Consider the following 19,073-nt stretch of genomic DNA (forward strand, 5'->3'; position numbering starts at 1 on the left):
AGTTTACGTTTGATAAATAGTTAAAAGTATTCTTGAAATTTTTTCAACCTAGAAATGAGCTATTTAAAAACAAAAAACCTACAATAAAAATATTGTAGGTTCTTTTGATATGTTTAATTTTTGACTTACTCCTTTATAATTGATTTGAAGTAAGTTTTTTGATCGGTTGCTATTTCTACTATATACATACCTTCTTTCAACTTACTTACGTTAATAGTTTGGTTTGTACTTTCTTTAACTAGTTTACCAAGAACATCATAAAACTTAGCACCTTTAAAGCTTTCTTTTGAAGAAATACTAATGTTTAATATGTCTTTTGTTGGAACAGGGTGAAGTGTTAAACTCTTAGTAACAGTTTTAGTTTCGTCATTTGAAAGTGTTAAACCTGTTTTGTTTATCGTGAAATAGTCTGAAATAACATCGTTATCTCTTAAAAACTTAACTGTTAAGTTTTGTCCGCCACTACCATCATCTTCAACTTCCATAATACATGATCCTAATTGATATAATGCAGCATAAATTGCATTATGTTGTGTTAATGAACCTGTAATTTTTCCAGCTGAACCTGTGGTAATATAAACAGCACCATCTGTTTGAAGATTTGTTTTTGCATAAGCACCATTTCCATCAGTTTTTCCGTCACCACTTCCTGTTGTACCAACGGTATGCGTACCAGAGTTAAAAGTACCAGATGTACCATGATGTCCATTTAGGAAATAAGAACGCTCGTAAGAGTGACTATGACCATTTAAAACTAAGTCTACACCATTGCTTTCAAGCATTGGCATGAAATTTTGCCTCATTTGAATAAGTTCAGTTTCAGTATCTGAATCGTGTGAACCCTTAGTATATGGAGGGTGGTGGAATAATACTACAATCCAATCTTGAGTAGTGTTTTGGATATCCGTTTCAGCCCAATTATACATAGCTCCTCCAACTGAACGACTAGTTTCATATGAATCTAAAATGATAAAGTGAATGTTTGCATAGTCAAAAGAATAATAGGCTTCAGTACCTGATGCAGTTCCGCCAGCCTCAGCAGCAGTTGGGAATGAAAAGATATCGTAATACGGACCAGATTGAGTTGCAGAATCGGCAGTATAACCATCATGATTTCCTAAACAAGACCATGCTACAGATTTTTGAAGCATTTCATCATAAATATCGAAAAATGCATTTTGATATTCCGTATCTGTTCCGCTATTGTAGGCGTTATCACCTAAGAACAGCATCATATCAGTTTTCCCGGTGTTTGTTGTGGCAGCAGCAACATAGTCGTAATAAGCATCACGTACGTTTCTCTGGTTGGTGTTAGCTGTTCCAGGGTCTCCTAAAATCCAAGCACGAGTAAATTGTTTTGTGCCAATAGTTGGAGCAGTAATTATATACATTTCTCCACTAACACTCTCTGAAATTACCTCAGTAAGGTTGGCAATATTAAAGTAGTATTTTGTGTTAGGTGTTAAACCAGTAAGGGTTATTTCGTGTTCAGTTTTTAATGTAGCATCCGTTTCATTCATTGATAACGAACCTAATGATGTACCATAGTTCACTACAGATTCAGTTGAATTATCGGTTCTCCATTTTACGATTACACTAGTTGATGTACCACTCTGTAAGTATGGACCTCGTTCTACAATAGAAGAAGGAACTGTTGAGGCACTTGGTGTAAATTTAAAATTAAAACTAATATCTGAACTACTAGGACGTTGCTGATGAATCTCTACAGTAACAACATTAATACCGGTAACTAAACTAGTAGAAGTAACAGAATTAGTAATCCAAGTAGTTTCTGCAGCTCCTGAAATTTCAGGGCTACTAGCGTAAGTATCATAATTAATAGTTCCTGCTGGCATATTATCTCTCCATATTTCAGAACCATTTAGGTATACTACCATACCATCATCTCTAATAGCTTCTAAATCTATACTATTAAAAACACTAGCATCTGCAATGTTAAGATATTTTCTAAATATGTTGTTGGGTATTTATTATTTGCATTTGGACCAAATCCAACTGTTGTAGCTTCACCGCCGTCTCCGTAACCTATTTCAGTTGCATCTTCAACCCATCCAGCATGATCATATGATAATGCTCTCCAAGCAGTACCTTGGTTACTACCATCATCTAAATAAAACCAATCATTACCAGCACTAATAGTAGCTGGAAAAGTAGGTGGATTAGTCGATTGTCCTTCTACATCAAAAGTAAATGGGCTTTCGTCTGGATCGTTACTATTTATTGTAATTGTAGATGAAATTGTTGCAACGCTAGATGGTGCAAAAGTAACATCAAATGTTGTAGATGCTCCAATTCCAACACTTGCAGAAGGATTACTTGAAATTGTAAAATCTGAATTACTGCTAACTACAGAAGAAAATAGTTAATAAACTATTACCTGTATTTTCTATTGTAAATGTTCTTGTTCTTTCTACAAAAGAATATATAGATCCAAAATCGGTATCATCTGAAGCACTAGGAGTGTCATCTCCATCAGTTATAGAGGTAGCATTTCCTAAAACATCTAAATCTATAACTGGAGTAGCTCCAGTTCCTTGTATATCAAAAGTATAGGGGTCTTCATTAGAATCATCATTTTCAATTGAAATGGTAGCGTTGTATGTAGTTGTAGCGGTTGGAGCAAATTCAACTACAAAATCTACAGATTCTGAACTGCCTAGCGTTGATGAACTAGGTTGAGTAGTTACTGAGAATTGAGAATCTCCACTAATAGCAACTATTGGGCTTCCAGATAAATCTAAATCTAAACCGCCTTCATTTATAATTGAAAAAGTTTTAGTGAGTGTTTGTCCAGTTCCTATAGAGCCAAACTGAGTATTATCTGAAGCGCTTGGAGTAGTATCACCATTTGTAATAGAATTTCCATTTCCAGTTACATCTATTTCATTAGGAGGAACAACATACTCAATGTGTAATATAGGTTCGCCAGTTGAAGAACCACTTTCTGCTTCTCTCCAAGCTCCGCTTGATCTTGATACTCCTGTAAACATAAATGCCATATTATTTCCTGAGGACCAACCATTTCGTGAGGTGATTTCAGAAACTATTGAACTAATATCAGGTGTTCTTTGATCTGCAGTAGCCTGATCCTTATCACCAACCCAGCTAGCAATTGCCCAATCTTCGTCAGCCGTTGTTGGAGTTCTTCCAGAAATATTGTAATCATCATTAGTATCAATAATTGAAGCATTATCACTATCATCACCTTCAATATTTACTGTTACATTTCCAGAACCTTCTTGATCGGCTTGAAATTGAATATAGGCATTTGTTATGGTAGCACCTTTAGGAACAGTAACATTTTCAAAATACAGACCAACAACTTGCTGGGTAGAGCCGTCGTGGTAAAATTCTAAATCTGAACTTGAGGTACTCACATCTCCATCACTTACACGTTCCTCACCTGAACCGGTGCTAGAACTTGTAATTGGAATGTTTAATGTCTGCGAAAATGAAATAGCTGTAAACAGCATCATTAACATAAGGGTAGTTTTTTTATCATGATTTTAGGGAATTAATTTTTTCTTCTAAATTTTTTATTTGTTCTTTTAATTGTGATACAGATGCTACTTTTTGGAATTTAGCATTTAGTTGATCTATAGTTACTTTTGCTAATTGTAGATTTATATTAGCTTCGATAACATTATTGCCTTCCAATAAATATTTTGCTTTTTTGTAATACCAGAATTCCTTTCTGTTATATTTTTTAATGAAATAGTTATATTCTTGGATAGTTTCTTCAGTTTTATTTGAAGCTTTTAGAAGCTCCAATTTTTTCAATCTTAAGGTTAAAGTGTCTTCTCCTAATTTATCAAGACCATATTCAACAACATTAAGTGCTTTTTGTAGTTATTATTATCTTCTGCAAGTATAATTGTACAATGTTCAACAATATCTTCAGGTCTAAAATCAATCATGTTTTTAGTAACATAATCATATAACATTACTGCTTTATTGTATTCTTTAAGTTCAAAAAATATTTTCGCCTTAAGTTTTTTCGCCTTAACATCAATATTATCAATAGTTGTGAATTTATTTATTTCAACTAAAGCTGCTTTATATTCGTTGTTATGATAATAGGATTGTGCTTTTCTAAACAAGATTAATTTACCAGATATCCCAAATTTTTCAGCTTTTATGTAATCGTCTAATGCATTGCTGAATTCTTTGTGTTGTTGGTATAGGTAACCTCGCTCATAGTAGAGTTCAGCATTATTTGGGGTTTCCGTAATTTCAGCAGTTTTGTCAATTATTCGTTGAGTCAAATCACCATGTGCAAAAGAAACTACAGAGTTTAACTAGTAGAATTGTCAAAATTATTTTGACTTTATTACAGCTGTAAATTATAGTTGATTTTAGTAGGTATATCATTTAAATTATAAATTCGGTTGGGACAAATATATAATTTTAGAATTAAAAACTCCATGAAATGCAAAAAAAGCGATGAAATACATTTATTTAGAACATGTGATTATTTTAAATATCAGAAAATCAGTATATTATGACATTTTCTATATTAAGCTAATTTTACTTTTATACGTTATTCTACATGAAATTTCGATTAAATGCTTAATAATGAAAGAAAAATAATTCACTTAATTAGTCTGTTAATTAGATTTTTTTATCTAAATTGTACATTCTTACTTGAGGGGGTAAGTTCAGTATGTTAAAAATAGTATCTTTTTTATTCTTTTTTCTTATTTGTCTAAATGTATTCCCTCATGGTGATTTAGATGAGAAGATTATTGCGGTTTCTAAAGAGATTAAAATTCACCCTGACAGTTCCTTCCTATATTTCAAAAGAGGTAAACTTTATTTTCAACACGAAGAGTATCAAAAGAGTATTAGCGATTTAAAAAAATCTGAAGATTTAGGACTTTTAAGTTCTGAACAACAATTAGTGTTTTCTAAAAACTTCTATAGGCTTAATAATTACGAAGCTTCCTTAAATTATTGTAATAAAGTTTTGATTTATGAGCCAACTAATGTTCGTGTGCTTAGAGTGAAAGCCAAATCTTTAATGAAATTAAAACAGTTCAATAGCGCTGCACTTACTTTTGAATTTTTATTAAAGCATACTAAGGAGGCTTTTCCAGAGAACTACATTGAAGCCGCAACAGCATGGGAAAATTTAAACACTCGAAATGGGATACAGCAATTCCATAGCAATTATTGAAGCAGGTATAATCAAACTTGGAAGTATAGTAAGTTTGCAGGATAAATTGATTGATTTGGCTTTAAAGCAAAAGGATTATAAAAAGGCTATTGAAGTACAACAAAGAATAGTATCTATTTTTCCCAGAAAAGAACGTGCGTATTTTAAGTTGTGTGAATTATATGTACTTGATAATAATACAGTTAAAGCAAAAGAAAGTCTTGTTTTAGCAAAAGAATATTTTTATAAACTCCCCTAAGAATACAAAACACCACTTTTATGAAAAAATTATTAGATGGTATAATAGCAAAAGAAATTTTATTAAAATGAAATAAATTATAACACTTTTAAAACCAACCAACCATTATGAAACCCTATTTTAAAACCAACCTTTTAATACTCTTTCTGAGTGTTTTTAGTATGTCTGTTTTTGGACAAACTACGCTTATTAACAATGGCTCTTCGTGGTCTTACTATGACAACCAAAATCAACCCTCTGATCAAGGTGGTGATGATTGGAACGATTTAAATTATGATGATTCATCGTGGTCATCAGGAAACGCGCATCTTGGATATGGAGATGGCGATGAGATTACAGTTATTAATAGTAATACATACACAGTATATGTAAGGCATGAATTTAATGTAACTGACCCTGCTGCTTTTTCATCATTAGATTTAGACCTTACTTATGATGATGGTGCAATTGTATATCTCAACGGCTCAGAAGTATGGCGTGTAAATATGCCAACTGGAACTATTACATATAATACGTTTACACCAACTCAAGGGTCTGATAATGCTTTGGTATCTACAAATATTGCTAATTCATTGGTGTCAGGAACTAATGTTTTGGCAGTTGAGGTACATCAACGTAGTGCTAGTAGTTCAGATTTAAGTTTTGATTTTGAATTAACTGCGCAAGATGCTGCACCACCTAGTGGGAATGATATTATTTTAGCTGGTGATTCTTGGAAATATTTAGATGATGGTAGTAATCAAGGCACCGCTTGGACCGGCTCAGGTTTTAACGATTCCTCTTGGGCTTCTGGAAACGCAGAATTGGGCTATGGAGATGGTGGCGAAGCAACTACATTAGGTTTTGGACCAGACCCCAATAATAAATATATAACTACTTACTTTAGGAAAACTGTTAATGTAACAGATCCAAGTAATTTTGACTTTTTAGAACTAGAAGCAATAAGAGATGATGGAATAGTTGTTTATATTAATGGTACTGAGGTATGGCGAGATAATATGCCAGCAGGTACTATTACTTCAAGTACATTTGCAAGTAGCCCTGAAATATCTGGCGCTGCAGAATCTACTTGGATTACGCAAACTGTTACTAATAGCTTAGTGGCTGGGGATAATATTGTTGCGGTAGAAATACATCAACAGCGTATAAATAGTTCGGATATTAGTTTCAATTTTACAATGACTGGATTTTCTGCCCCACCAGTTTCAAATGATATTGTAGATGCTGATGAAGTATGGAAATATTTAGATGATGGTAGTAATCAAGGAACATCTTGGTCTGGTACAGGATTTGACGATTCTTCCTGGGCTTCTGGAAATGCAGAATTAGGTTATGGAGATGGAGAAGCAACAACAGTAAGTTTTGGACCTTCTTCAACTAATAAATATCCAACAACATATTTTAGAAAGTCATTTACAGTAACTGATCCTAGTCAATATGACTTTTTGGAAATGGAAGCCATTCGAGATGATGGTATGGCGGTATACCTAAATGGGACACTAGTTTGGACTAGTAATATGCCAGGTTCTTGGGGTTACCAAACATATGCTAGTGCAACCGTAGGAGGTGCAGATGAAACTACATGGATATCTCAGATTATAGCCAATACATTAGTAGTTGGCACAAATGTTTTGGCAGTTGAGATTCATCAAACTAATGCAACAAGTTCAGATATAAGCTTCAATTTCAAGTTAAGTGGGTCAACTACAACTCCGGGAGCTGTTAATGTTGAAAGAGGTCCTTATCTTCAAAAGGGAACATCTTCGAGTATGGTTATAAAATGGAGAACTGAAGTTCCAACCGAGTCTGTTGTTAATTATGGGGCTTCATTAGGAAATCTTACTCAATCTGCTTCAGATTTAGTACCAAAAACAGAGCATGAAATTGAAATTACAGGACTAACATCTAATACAGTTTACTATTATGAAATAGCCAATTCTAGTGCAGTATTAATTTCTAGCGCTAATGATGTATATTTCAAAACACATCCAACAATTGGTTCTTCTGAACCTTTTACATTTTGGGCATTGGGAGACCCAGGAACTGCTAATAGTAACCAGAGAAATGTAAGAGATGCTTACTATAATTATATAGGTTCTAATGTTACTGATGGGATTTTGTTTTTAGGTGATAATGCCTATAATAGTGGTACAGATAATGAATATCAGAACGCCGTATTTGAAAACATGTATGAGGATAAATTAAAGAATTCTGTTGCATGGTCGTGTTTAGGAAACCACGATGGTTATAGTGCAGATTCGGGTTCGCAAACAGGACCATATTATGATATTTTTACTTTTCCTACCGCTGGAGAATCTGGTGGTTTAGCTTCTGGAACCGAGGCGTATTATTCATTTGATTATGGTAACGTACACTTTATCATTCTAGATTCATATGACACAAGTAGGTCTGTAGGAGGCGCCATGTATAATTGGGCGCAGAGTGATATTCAAAATACAACTCAAGAGTGGATTGTTGCTATGTGGCACCACCCTCCATATACTAAAGGGTCGCATGATTCAGATTCTGAATCTAACCTTATAGATATGAGACAAAACTTTCTACCAATGTTAGAATCTAATGGAGTAGATTTAGTTTTAAATGGCCATAGTCACTCTTATGAGCGTTCTTTCTTTTAAATGGCCATTATGGTAATTCAGGATCGTTCAACTCAAATACTCATACGGTTGGAGCTACAGGAGATGGAGATGGTAGAATTGATGGTAGCGGAGCCTATGTAAAAGATGCTACTGATCCAGAAGGTGCGGTTTATATCACAGCAGGTTCTTCAGGGAAAACCTCTGGAGGAAGTTTAGATCATAATGCTATGAATATATCTCTAAACCAATTAGGATCATGTATACTTGAAGTTGATGGGAACGAATTAAATTTAAAATTTATAAGAGATAATGGAGCAATAGCTGATTATTTTACAATTCAAAAAGGATGTTCTGCAGGAACAACTTGTGATGATGGTGATGCATGTACAGAAAATGACGTCTTAGACGCTAATTGTGATTGTGCAGGAACACCAGTAGCAGATAGTGATGGCGATGGTGTTTGTGATACTGAAGATCAATGTCCAGGACAAGATGATGCCTTAATAGGAACAGCCTGTGATGATGGAGATGCCTGTACAGCTAACGATGTATATGATACAGATTGTGGGTGTTCTGGAATTCCTTTACCAGATAGTGATGGCGATGGTATTTGTGATGAGCAAGATCAATGTCCAGGACAAGACGATGCCTTAATAGGAACAGCCTGTGATGATGGCGATGCCTGTACAGAGAATGATACATACGATTCAAATTGTGGATGTAGTGGTACACCACTTCCAGACACCGATGGCGATGGAGTTTGTGATACATTAGATCAATGTCCAGGTCAAGACGATGCATTGATAGGAACAGTATGTGATGATGGCGATGCCTGTACAGAAAATGATGTTTACGATGCCAATTGTGGATGTTCAGGAACACCAGTAGCAGATAGTGATGGTGATGGTGTTTGTGATACTGAAGACCAATGTCCGGGTCAAGATGATGCCTTAATAGGAACTTCTTGTGATGATGGAGACATCTGTACGGAAAATGATGTTTATGATGCAAATTGTGGATGTTCAGGAACACCAGTAGCAGATAGTGATGGTGATGGTGTTTGTGATACCGAAGATCAATGTCCAGGTCAAGATGATGCTTTAATCGGAACTTCTTGTGATGATGGCGATGCTTGTACTGAGAATGATGTTTACGATGCAAATTGTGGTTGCTCAGGAACTCCAGTAGCAGATAGTGATGGAGATGGTGTTTGTGATACCGAAGACCAATGTCCAGGACAAGATGATGCCTTAATTGGAACTGCTTGTGATGACGGAAACGATTGTACAATAAATGATGTATATGATGCTAATTGTGGATGTAGTGGCACACCTGATGTTGATAGTGATGGTGACGGTGTTTGTGATACCGAAGATCAATGTCCAGGTCAAGATGATGCTTTAATAGGAACTGCTTGTGATGATGGCGATGCTTGTACCGAGAATGATATTTACGATGCAAATTGTGGATGTTCAGGAACTCCAGTTGCTGATTCAGATGGCGATGGTGTTTGTGATACCGAAGATCAATGTCCGGGGCAAGATGATGCTTTAATTGGGACTTCTTGTGATGATGGTGACGCATGTACTGAGAATGACGTTTACGATGCAAATTGTGGTTGTAGTGGTACACCGCTTCCAGATACCGATGGCGATGGTGTTTGTGATACTGAGGACCAATGTCCAGGTCAAGATGATGCCTTAATAGGAACTGCTTGTGATGATGGCGATGCTTGTACCGAGAATGATATTTACGATGCAAATTGTGGATGTTCAGGAACTCCAGTTGCTGATTCAGATGGCGATGGTGTTTGTGATACCGAAGATCAATGTCCGGGGCAAGATGATGCTTTAATTGGGACTTCTTGTGATGATGGTGACGCATGTACTGAGAATGACGTTTACGATGCAAATTGTGGTTGTAGTGGTACACCGCTTCCAGATACCGATGGCGATGGTGTTTGTGATACTGAGGATCAATGTCCAGGTCAAGATGATGCCTTAATAGGAACTGCTTGTGATGATGGCGATGCTTGTACTGAGAATGACGTTTACGATGCAAATTGTGGTTGTAGTGGTACACCGCTTCCAGATACCGATGGCGATGGTGTTTGTGATACTGAGGACCAATGTCCAGGTCAAGATGATGCCTTAATAGGAACTGCTTGTGATGATGGCGATGCTTGTACTGAGAATGACGTTTACGATGCAAATTGTGGATGTTCAGGAACACCAGTAGCAGATAGTGATGGCGATGGTGTTTGTGATAATGAAGACCAATGCCCAGGACAAGATGATGCCTTAATAGGAACAGCTTGTGATGATGGTGACGCATGTACTGAGAATGACGTTTACGATGCAAATTGTGGATGTTCAGGAACACCAGTAGCAGATAGTGATGGAGATGGTGTTTGTGATAATGAAGACCAATGTCCAGGACAAGATGATGCCTTAATAGGGACTGCATGTGATGATGGCGATGCTTGTACAATTAACGATACATACGATGCTAATTGTGGATGTAGTGGAACACCAACCATGGATAACGACGGAGATGGTTATTGTGCAGCACAAGATGCCGATGATAATGATCCTTGTGTGCCAGATGCTAATTCAGGAGCTTGTGATCCATGTGGAGACATTATTTTTGATGGCTTTGAAAGTGGATTTGGAAACTGGAATGATGGTGGAAGTGATTGTGCAAGACGTTCTCAATATCCAAATTCAGGAACTTATAGTATCAGAATAAGAGATAATTCTGGAAGCAGTTCTTCAATGACAACTGATAATTTAGATTTAAGTTCGTACAACGAGGTGTCATTCCAATTCTCTTTCTATCCTGAAAGTATGGAAAATAATGAAGATTTCTTCTTGGAAGTTTCTACCAATGGAGGATCATCATATACTATTATCCGTGATTGGGCAAGGGGTACTCATTTTAATAATAATATTAGATATTATGAGAATGAAACTATTTCTGGACCTTTCTCTAGCTCCACTAAATTCAGATTAAGGTGTGATGCATCTGGTAATCGTGATAGAATATTTATTGATGATGTGTTAGTTACAAGTTGTGTTGGTGGAGGTGCTTCTAAAACAGCTGTATCAAAACCATTGGAAGAAGAGTCAATAATTTCTAGTATAGAGGAAACAGTTATTGGAGAAATAAATATTTATCCTAACCCAGCTTCAGACAAACTTTATTTGGATGTTACTGCGCTTCAAGGTAAAGAAACAAGAGTAACACTATATAATATGGTAGGACAATTAGTTAGGAAGATAGATTTAAATGGTAATTATGCCAAAAAACAAGAAATCAACTTGGATAGATTGTCGGAAGGATTATACTTATTGCGTATCAATGATACCAAAGGTAAAATCCTTAAAACCAAACGAATTGTAATAGAGAAAAAATAGCATATATTGTAAGTATGTAATTTTAAACCTCAAAAGTGAAAACTTTTGAGGTTTTTTTATGCTAAAGATTTAGAAAAGAGAATAACTTTATAATATTTATAAAAACAATGTTTAATTTTATGGAGTAAATCATTAATATGAAGAAAACCCTCATTCTATTACTGACATTAGCATTTTGCGTTTTAATTTTTTCCGCTTATGTAAGTGTCCAATCGTATCAAGAAAAAAATATTTCAAAAGTAATATCAGAAATTCATACTAAAGATTTTAAAAAATTTAAGGAAGAAGTTGATGTATTAAGTAAACTTGCAAAGGATGCGGAGTCTAAACTTGATTATAAAAAACTAAAAAATCAAGTAGAATCTACAAGACTGGCTTATAAAGCTATCGAATTTATTTTTGACTATTACCAAACAACCTATGCAAGTACATATATAAACGGTGCACCTTTACCTAAAGTAAGCGAGTACTATGAAGCTGGAGAAGTTATTCAGCCTAGTGGTTTACAAGCTTTAGATGAAGCTGTATATGATGATTATTCCGAAGAAGCTCTGGAGCATATACAGTTCTTAACAAAAAAGTTAAAAGAACGTGTAGATTTTATTGAAAACGTTCATTTTCCAATTCATTTAAAAACCAGTCAAATTATAGAATGTTTACGTTCAGGAATGGTACGGATATTTAATTTAGGACTAACTGGTTTCGATACTCCTGGGTCAGTAAATGCCATTGAAGAAAGCTATATTAGTTTCTCGAATATGGAAAAAACATTTCTAGAATTAGAAGATTTAACCAAACCAAAAGCCAAACAAAGCTATAAAGCTATAAAGCGTTTATTTGCGAAGGGTAAAAAATATTTGAAAAACAATACTGATTTTGAGACCTTTGATAGAATGGCTTTTTTGAAGGGAATTATTAATCCTTTGTACAAAGAATTGGGAGAATACCAAGATTTAATTGAAACACCTTTGTTTCATTTTAAAAGTCATGCGCAAGATTATAAAGCTAAAAATTTATTCGATTCAAATTTTTTAAACAGAGAGTTTTTCTCTCCTTTTGTGTATTTGTCATTTGATAATAAAAAATCAATTGCATTAGGTAAGAAGCTATTTAATGATAAACGTTTATCGCAAAATAATGAAATGTCATGTGTTACTTGTCATAATCCTAACCGTGGATTTAGCGACGGATTAGCTAAGAGTATCACAAATAAACCTGGTACTTTTACTCAAAGAAATTCGCCAACATTAATCAATATAGGGTATTCTAAACGTTATTTTTGGGACATGCGGTCCCATGATTTAGAACGTCAAGTAGGGCATGTAATTGATAATAATTTAGAGTTCAATACAGACTTTAAATCCATAGCTAAAAACCTTGAAAAAGACAGTCAGTACAAAAAGATGTTTAAAGATGCTTACGGTGGTATTGCCAAGAAAGATATCAATCAACGTTCTATAAGCAATGCTATTGCAGCATATGTAAACTCATTAAAATCCTTTAATAGTAAGTTTGATAAATATGTTCGGAACGAGGTTAAGTCTTATCCAGAAGAAGCTAAAAGAGGATTCAACTTATTTATGGGTAAAGCAGCTTGTGGTACTTGCCATTTTGCTCCCGTATTTAATGGGACTATCCCACCTTTTTATTTAGATTCAGAATCTGAGGTATTGGGAGTAACTAAAAGTTTTGATACACTAAACCCTATTTTGGATGACGATTTAGGTCGTATAAATAATGGACTTAGTCAGGATAATGAAAACTCCTTTAAAACAGTAACTATCCGTAATGTTTCTGAAACTGCACCATACATGCATAATGGTGCTTTTAAAACTTTAGAAGAAGTTTTAGAGTTTTATAACAGAGGAGGTGGAGCAGGAATGGGTGTTGCTATTAAAAATCAAACCTTGCCTGATACATCTTTAAACCTAAGTAAGCAGGATATGCAAGATATAATTGCATTTATGAACACTTTAACTGATGTGGAACAGTTTCTCGTTTATGAGGATTAAAGCCTTTATCTTTTTAACTAAATATTGAATTTATACTTATACTATATGTGTAATAGATTTCTAATTCTTTTATTTCTATTTTTTTCATTTTCAAATATACATTCTCAAATTGTAATTTTAGGAGATAATGCGCCACGCCATAACATCAACGATGGAGATTTTAATGCTGTTTGGGCATATTGGAGAGCTCAAAAACAATCGCCTTATTGGACTACAAAAATCATTAAAGGTAAAGCACCAATGGGATTGCATAATGGATCTTTATTTTCTATGAATGAATTGGGTATCGCAGAATCAGTTGTGTTAAATACAAATCAAGAATATCAAAACCCTAAATCAGGAGACGTTTTAAATTGGAGTTTTGGTGCAGATTTAGAATATATAAGTAATGGTACAATTACCTTAAGTCTAGTTTTTGGTAAACATGAAAGAATTCTTGCAGAGAAAGTAAAACTAAAAGGTTCAGATAAAATAATAGAACATTTTAAGGGTAATTATACTTTAACTGAAGAAGATGAAAAAGCTGGCTTACCTTTTGTTCGGGCCACTTTTTATTCTGGAGAAGATGTAAAAGTATATCTGCATTACGTGAATATAACTATCCTTGCTCCTGAAAAATCAGGGCCAAAGTTAATAGCTAAAGTGTCAGACAAAGGTATTCAATTAACTTGGGATGATATTCTTTCAAATGAAAAGAGTAAATTTCATGTGTATCGTTGTAAGAATGAAAGAACAGGTTATGTTAAACTAGCGGAAACTCAAAAAACGTTTTTTACAGATGAAGATTTAGTAAATGGCATTGAATATACTTATGTGGTAACCCGTTTCGATATAAAAGAATCATCAGGATCTAATAAAGTTAGAATTAAAAAAACAGACAAAATTGCGCCAGTACATCCAACTGAACCTAAAGCAGCTATTTTTGAAACTGAAGTAAAAATTAGCTGGACAAAAAGCAAAGCCAATGACGTGGCAAGTTATTCTGTGTATAGAGGAGATGCTAATGGTAATGGCCTTCGGGAAATTGCCCATGATGTTAAAAAGAATTTTTATGTAGATTTTACACCAATCAAAGGAGTAGAAAATTCATATGTAATTTATGCTCATGACCATAGTGGTAATAAAAGTAAGCCTTCCAGCATGGTTAAAGCAAAAGTAAAAGCGGTTTTTGGAACGTCGTTTAGTGACTTAATTTTACCAATGCCTATTCATAATAAATTAACTGATAACGTTTGGGGTGCAAAAGGAGTTATTCCTCGTGATGCAGATAATGGTATTGAGGACTCAGAATGGAGTTATTGGGGAGGAAGACCAGTAAAAGATAAAGATGGTAAATATCATATGTGTATAACCCGTTGGCCTGCAAATGCTACAAAAGGACATTGGGAATGGCCTAATTCAACTGTCAGTCATGTGGTTTCTGAGTTACCAACAGGGCCGTATAAAATTATAGATGAATTTGCTTATAATTATGAAAATGGTTTTGGGCATAACCCAGATATCATCCTTTTAAATGATGGTACTTATTTATTATATTCATTAATCAATTGGGAAGCTACTTTGTTTACTTCAAAATCTATGAATGGACCATGGAAACGTTTGGGTGTTGTTAAGGTAGATACAGAAACATCTCAAGATAAACCAGAACTTAATTATAGATACTATAGAAATTTATCGGGAGTACAACTAAATGATGGGCGGTTTTTGTTGGTTTCTAAAGCAGGAGCAATGATGATTAGTGATACTAAAAATCCTTTAGGACCATATAAAATTTTAACAAAGCCTATTCAAGGCAACCCAATTATCCCTGAAAAATATAGAAATTCTAATTATGAAGATCCAGTTATATGGAAGGATGACGTTCAATTTCATATGATAATAAATGCGTTTTGGGATTATCGTGCTATTTATTTACGTTCGCCAGATGGCATAAACTGGAAGTTTAATCTAGGTACAGCTTACACACCAGATAATACTTCATATGTAGATGGTACAAGAACGCATTGGTATAAATTAGAGCGTCCTCATATTCTTCAGGATGAATTTGGTCGAGCAACACATTTATCCCTAGCAGTTATTGATGTGCCAAAAGCTAATGATTTGGCCAGAGATAATCATAGTTCAAAAAACATAGTTATTCCACTAACGCTTCATAAGAGAATTAAACTTTTAAATAAAGAAAAAGTAACTGCAGATACTAAAAAGATAAAAATCTTAATTCTCTCGGAAAATGGATTTGATGCTCAAAAAGATATTGATTTAGAATCGCTTAGGATTGGAGCATCAGAAGTAGTTAATTTTGGTAAAGGTTGTAAAATTGTTAAAACTAAATGTAAAAGGGGCAATCTAATGGTTGAATTTGATGGTTCTGGAAATGGTTTAAACAAAGGAAATTTTACACTTAAAATGATTGGGGAAACTACTAAAGGCGATTTAATTGTTGGGTTCACTAAATTGAAAGGCAATTAGTGAAATTCTTAAAAACGTACTTATTTATCTAGAGAGACAATTTAAAGATCCTAGAATACTAGATTTATAGAAACTTCATATAAATTAGTTATGTCATATTTATATAACAATCAAAATTTAAGGGTAAATAATTAACATAGTTGGGTAAACTGGTGTTTATTTAACAGATTTTAAATTCTTAAATTTAAAAAATTTCTAAAATAATTATTTCATATTTATCATATTTATTATGAAAAACAATTTCCTAAAATTTATAGTTTTAATAATGCTATGGATACCTTCAACTATTCAAGCTATTGAAGTAATAGAATTCAAGTATCAAAAAGAAGATATGACTTCCAAAGTACGGGAAGCTATAGAAAATGCTACTGATACCGATATAAAACTAGTTTTTGAAAAAGGAATTTATAGTTTTAATCCAGACTATGCACTTGGGAAATATCTATATATAACAAATCACGGTAATGGTTTCAAGAAGATAATTTTCAATTTTGAAGGCTTTAATTCTGTTGAGATAGATGCTCAAGGGTCTGAATTTATTTTTCATGGCGCACTAGCACCATTTGTTTTTGAGGATTGTAAAAAAGTAAGCGTTAAGAGTTTAGTTATAGATTGGGATATTCCTTTTGCATTTCAAGGTGATGTTATTGCTGTTAATAAGGAAGAAAATTTTATTGATTTAAAGCCTTATACAAAAGGGTTTTCATGGAAATTAAAAAAAGGGAAAATTGTTTTCCCTGATATAGGTGGTTTTGTTTACACCAGTTTAGGGAGCACTTTGCCTCATAACAAAGAGACGAAGGCGGTTGATTACGGTGCTTGGGATATGCACTTAGATCCTAATTTTATTGAAAAATTGCCTAATGGTAATTTGCGTATGCATCAAAAAGGGTTAAAGCATTTTCCAAGAGTTGGAGCTGTGTTAAACTCCAAAGGAGATAGAGAAAAAGATAGGTATGCACCAGCTTTTTTAACGAGGAGATCTCAAAATATAGATTTTGAAAATGTGATTATTCACCATGCTTTGGGTATGGGGTTTTTATTTGAACGTTCAGAAGATATCAACATTTTAAACTCTGGAATTTATATAAGAGAAGGTTCAGATAGAATGATTTCTGCAACTGCCGATGCTACTCATTTTGCAAACTGTAAGGGTAATATTTTAATTGAAAATTGCCGAATAGAAGGTATGTATGATGATGGTACAAACGTTCATGGCACCTATGTTGAGGTAGATAAAGTTATTGATAGTAAAACAGTAAGGGTTGCCTTAAAACATTTTGAGCAAATGGGCTTTCAGTTTGCTGGAACTGGAGATGAAATTTGGTTTATACAAAACCCAAATCCACAGCGCGCTTCAGAAGGTAAATTGAAATCTCTTAATGTAATTAATGAAAAATTTACCGATTTAACTTTTGTAGATGATTTACCTTCAGGTTTAAAACCTGGTGATATTCTCGAAAATAAAACATGGAATCCTGTATTTACCATGCGTGGAAATACTATTAAAAAACATCGTGCAAGAAACATTATTATAAAAACGCCAAAACGTATAGTAATAGAAAATAATTATTTGTCCTCTATGATGTCTTCTGTAATGTTGAGAGGAGAAACATTCTTTTGGTTTGAATCTGGGAATGTTGAAGATGTTATTATTAGAAATAATCAATTTGTACATTGTGCTTACGGTGGTTCAGAACATGCCGTTTTAAAAGTATCGCCACGTTTAGGAAGAACATTTGATCAAACCATTCAATATGATAGAAATATTATATTTGAAAACAATAGTATTGAAACCTTTGATAATAGAATTGTTTGGGCTGATAGAGTTGATGGTTTAATTATTAGAGGCAACTCAATAATACAAACCTCCACAGAAAAGCGACAATACCCTAATGCTCATATGTTTGATTTAGAAAATTGTATAAATGTCGAAATTTATAAAAATTCATATAAAGGTAATTGTGTAAAAAGTCTTAAAGCTGATAGGGTCTCAAGAAAAACCTTGAAAATAAAAAGAAACAAGGGCTTTAAAAATTTAAAAAAATAAACTTTTAATGATGCATTTAAGCTCAAGGAATAGAAGGTTGCACATATTACAAATATCAACTACAATCTTATTGATAATAGGAATTTGTTTACCTGTAAATTGCCAACAAAAAGCAGAAAAAGTTCTTCAAGTTGTTTTACTTGCAGGACAATCTAATATGGCGGGTCATGGTGATTATGATGAACTTGACGAATCTTTAAAAGAAGAATTGAAAGAGTATCTAAACGGGTACTTTTGAGTACTTCGAATAATCCTCAAAAAAACCTGTTCCATTGTCGTATTATACTGCTAAAATGGGTAAATATAATTTCGAAAAGCATTTTGGTCCAGAACTTTTTATTGGTTTAACATTTGCTGAAGCTTATCCTGAAAAAGAATTTCTATTTATAAAAAAAGCAGTTGGAGGCACATCTTTGTATGGTGCTTGGAATCCAGATTGGTCTGCAGAAAAATCAGAAATTGCTGAACGTGGAGACACCAGAAAAAAATTAAAACTTTTTAGTACTCATATTCAAAATATTAAACAACATCTTCAAAGTTTAGAAAAAGATAAAATAGATTATAATATTCTTGGTTTGTTTTGGATGCAAGGAGAATCAGACACTAATAAGCCTATTACAGCATCAAATTATAAAATGAATCTTAAAAAGTTGATTGCTAGTTATAGAAAAGAGCTGTCAATATATAATTTGCCTATGGTTTTAGGGCAAGTGAATTTGCTTCCTAGAAAGTATAAGGAAGGACCTTCAATAGTCAGGAAAGCTATTGAAGATGTTTCAAAAGAAGATGCATTTACGTCTATAGTTAAAACTTCTACAAATCCTAGTTGGGTTGATTATCCAAAGCATTCTGATAATCTGCATTATAACACCGAAGGTCAAAAGCGTTTAGGAATTGCTTTTGCGAAGGCATTTCTTAGTAATAAAAGAATACAAGTTGCAACACAAATAAAATCAACAAATACGGTATCGCTAAAAAGTCAAGTCAAAAGGAAAATAAAAGAACTGGAGCAACTAATTAAAAAAGCAGAAAAAAAGGAATTGATATTTTAAAAGAAAGAACAACAATAAGAACTGCAGAAATATTTTTAG

13 protein-coding genes are annotated in these 19,073 nt (G+C 33.7%); 9 read left to right on the forward strand and 4 right to left on the reverse strand.

The window, feature by feature from the left end:
• Positions 1-125: 125 nt before the first annotated feature.
• The 4 genes from AC0L5U_RS20105 to AC0L5U_RS20120 all read right to left on the reverse strand — a co-directional run bounded on the left by AC0L5U_RS20105 (position 126) and on the right by AC0L5U_RS20120 (position 4,286).
• Complete coding sequence (locus AC0L5U_RS20105) at positions 126-1,898, reverse strand: T9SS type A sorting domain-containing protein (RefSeq protein ID WP_473418193.1); 1,773 nt, start codon at positions 1,896-1,898, stop codon at positions 126-128.
• Between the two features lie 465 nt (positions 1,899-2,363).
• Positions 2,364-3,497: a choice-of-anchor D domain-containing protein gene (locus tag AC0L5U_RS20110; RefSeq protein WP_473418194.1), complete on the reverse strand. Its 1,134-nt coding sequence runs from the start codon at positions 3,495-3,497 to the stop codon at positions 2,364-2,366.
• A 22-nt stretch (positions 3,498-3,519) separates the two neighbouring features.
• A complete protein-coding gene (locus AC0L5U_RS20115; protein WP_473418195.1) occupies positions 3,520-3,792 on the reverse strand; it encodes a hypothetical protein in 273 nt (90 codons plus the stop codon).
• A 32-nt stretch (positions 3,793-3,824) separates the two neighbouring features.
• Positions 3,825-4,286 (reverse strand): tetratricopeptide repeat protein, encoded by a 462-nt coding sequence (locus AC0L5U_RS20120; protein ID WP_473418198.1) that lies wholly within the window; start codon positions 4,284-4,286, stop codon positions 3,825-3,827.
• Positions 4,287-4,684: 398 nt separating this feature from the next.
• On the opposite strand from AC0L5U_RS20120, the gene AC0L5U_RS20125 reads away from it, so the two are divergent.
• The 9 genes from AC0L5U_RS20125 to AC0L5U_RS20165 all read left to right on the forward strand — a co-directional run bounded on the left by AC0L5U_RS20125 (position 4,685) and on the right by AC0L5U_RS20165 (position 19,034).
• The gene (locus tag AC0L5U_RS20125; protein ID WP_473418199.1) at positions 4,685-5,197 is read left to right on the forward strand and encodes a tetratricopeptide repeat protein; all 513 of its coding nucleotides are present in this window, start codon (positions 4,685-4,687) and stop codon (positions 5,195-5,197) included.
• The gene (locus AC0L5U_RS20130; protein WP_473418200.1) at positions 5,166-5,435 is read left to right on the forward strand and encodes a hypothetical protein; all 270 of its coding nucleotides are present in this window, start codon (positions 5,166-5,168) and stop codon (positions 5,433-5,435) included. Before AC0L5U_RS20125 ends, AC0L5U_RS20130 begins: the two co-directional genes overlap by 32 nt.
• Positions 5,436-5,542: 107 nt before the next feature.
• Complete coding sequence (locus tag AC0L5U_RS20135; protein ID WP_473418201.1) at positions 5,543-8,074, forward strand: purple acid phosphatase family protein; 2,532 nt, start codon at positions 5,543-5,545, stop codon at positions 8,072-8,074.
• A 188-nt stretch (positions 8,075-8,262) separates the two neighbouring features.
• On the forward strand, positions 8,263-11,451 hold the full coding sequence (locus AC0L5U_RS20140; RefSeq protein WP_473418202.1) for a T9SS type A sorting domain-containing protein: 3,189 nt from the start codon (positions 8,263-8,265) through the stop codon (positions 11,449-11,451).
• 137 nt (positions 11,452-11,588) lie between these two features.
• Positions 11,589-13,463 carry a cytochrome-c peroxidase gene (locus AC0L5U_RS20145; RefSeq protein ID WP_473418204.1) on the forward strand — a complete coding sequence of 625 codons (1,875 nt, stop codon included), beginning with the start codon at positions 11,589-11,591 and terminating at the stop codon, positions 13,461-13,463.
• Between the two features lie 45 nt (positions 13,464-13,508).
• Positions 13,509-15,932 (forward strand): hypothetical protein, encoded by a 2,424-nt coding sequence (locus tag AC0L5U_RS20150; protein ID WP_473418205.1) that lies wholly within the window; start codon positions 13,509-13,511, stop codon positions 15,930-15,932.
• A gap of 229 nt (positions 15,933-16,161) precedes the next feature.
• A complete protein-coding gene (locus tag AC0L5U_RS20155) occupies positions 16,162-17,982 on the forward strand; it encodes an alpha-1,3-galactosidase-related protein (protein ID WP_473418206.1) in 1,821 nt (606 codons plus the stop codon).
• Positions 17,983-17,989: 7 nt separating this feature from the next.
• Positions 17,990-18,220 (forward strand): hypothetical protein, encoded by a 231-nt coding sequence (locus AC0L5U_RS20160; RefSeq protein ID WP_473418207.1) that lies wholly within the window; start codon positions 17,990-17,992, stop codon positions 18,218-18,220.
• 34 nt (positions 18,221-18,254) lie between these two features.
• A complete protein-coding gene (locus AC0L5U_RS20165; protein WP_473418208.1) occupies positions 18,255-19,034 on the forward strand; it encodes a sialate O-acetylesterase in 780 nt (259 codons plus the stop codon).
• Positions 19,035-19,073: the final 39 nt, after the last annotated feature.

This window comes from Jejuia sp. G7-7 (assembly GCF_055808955.1).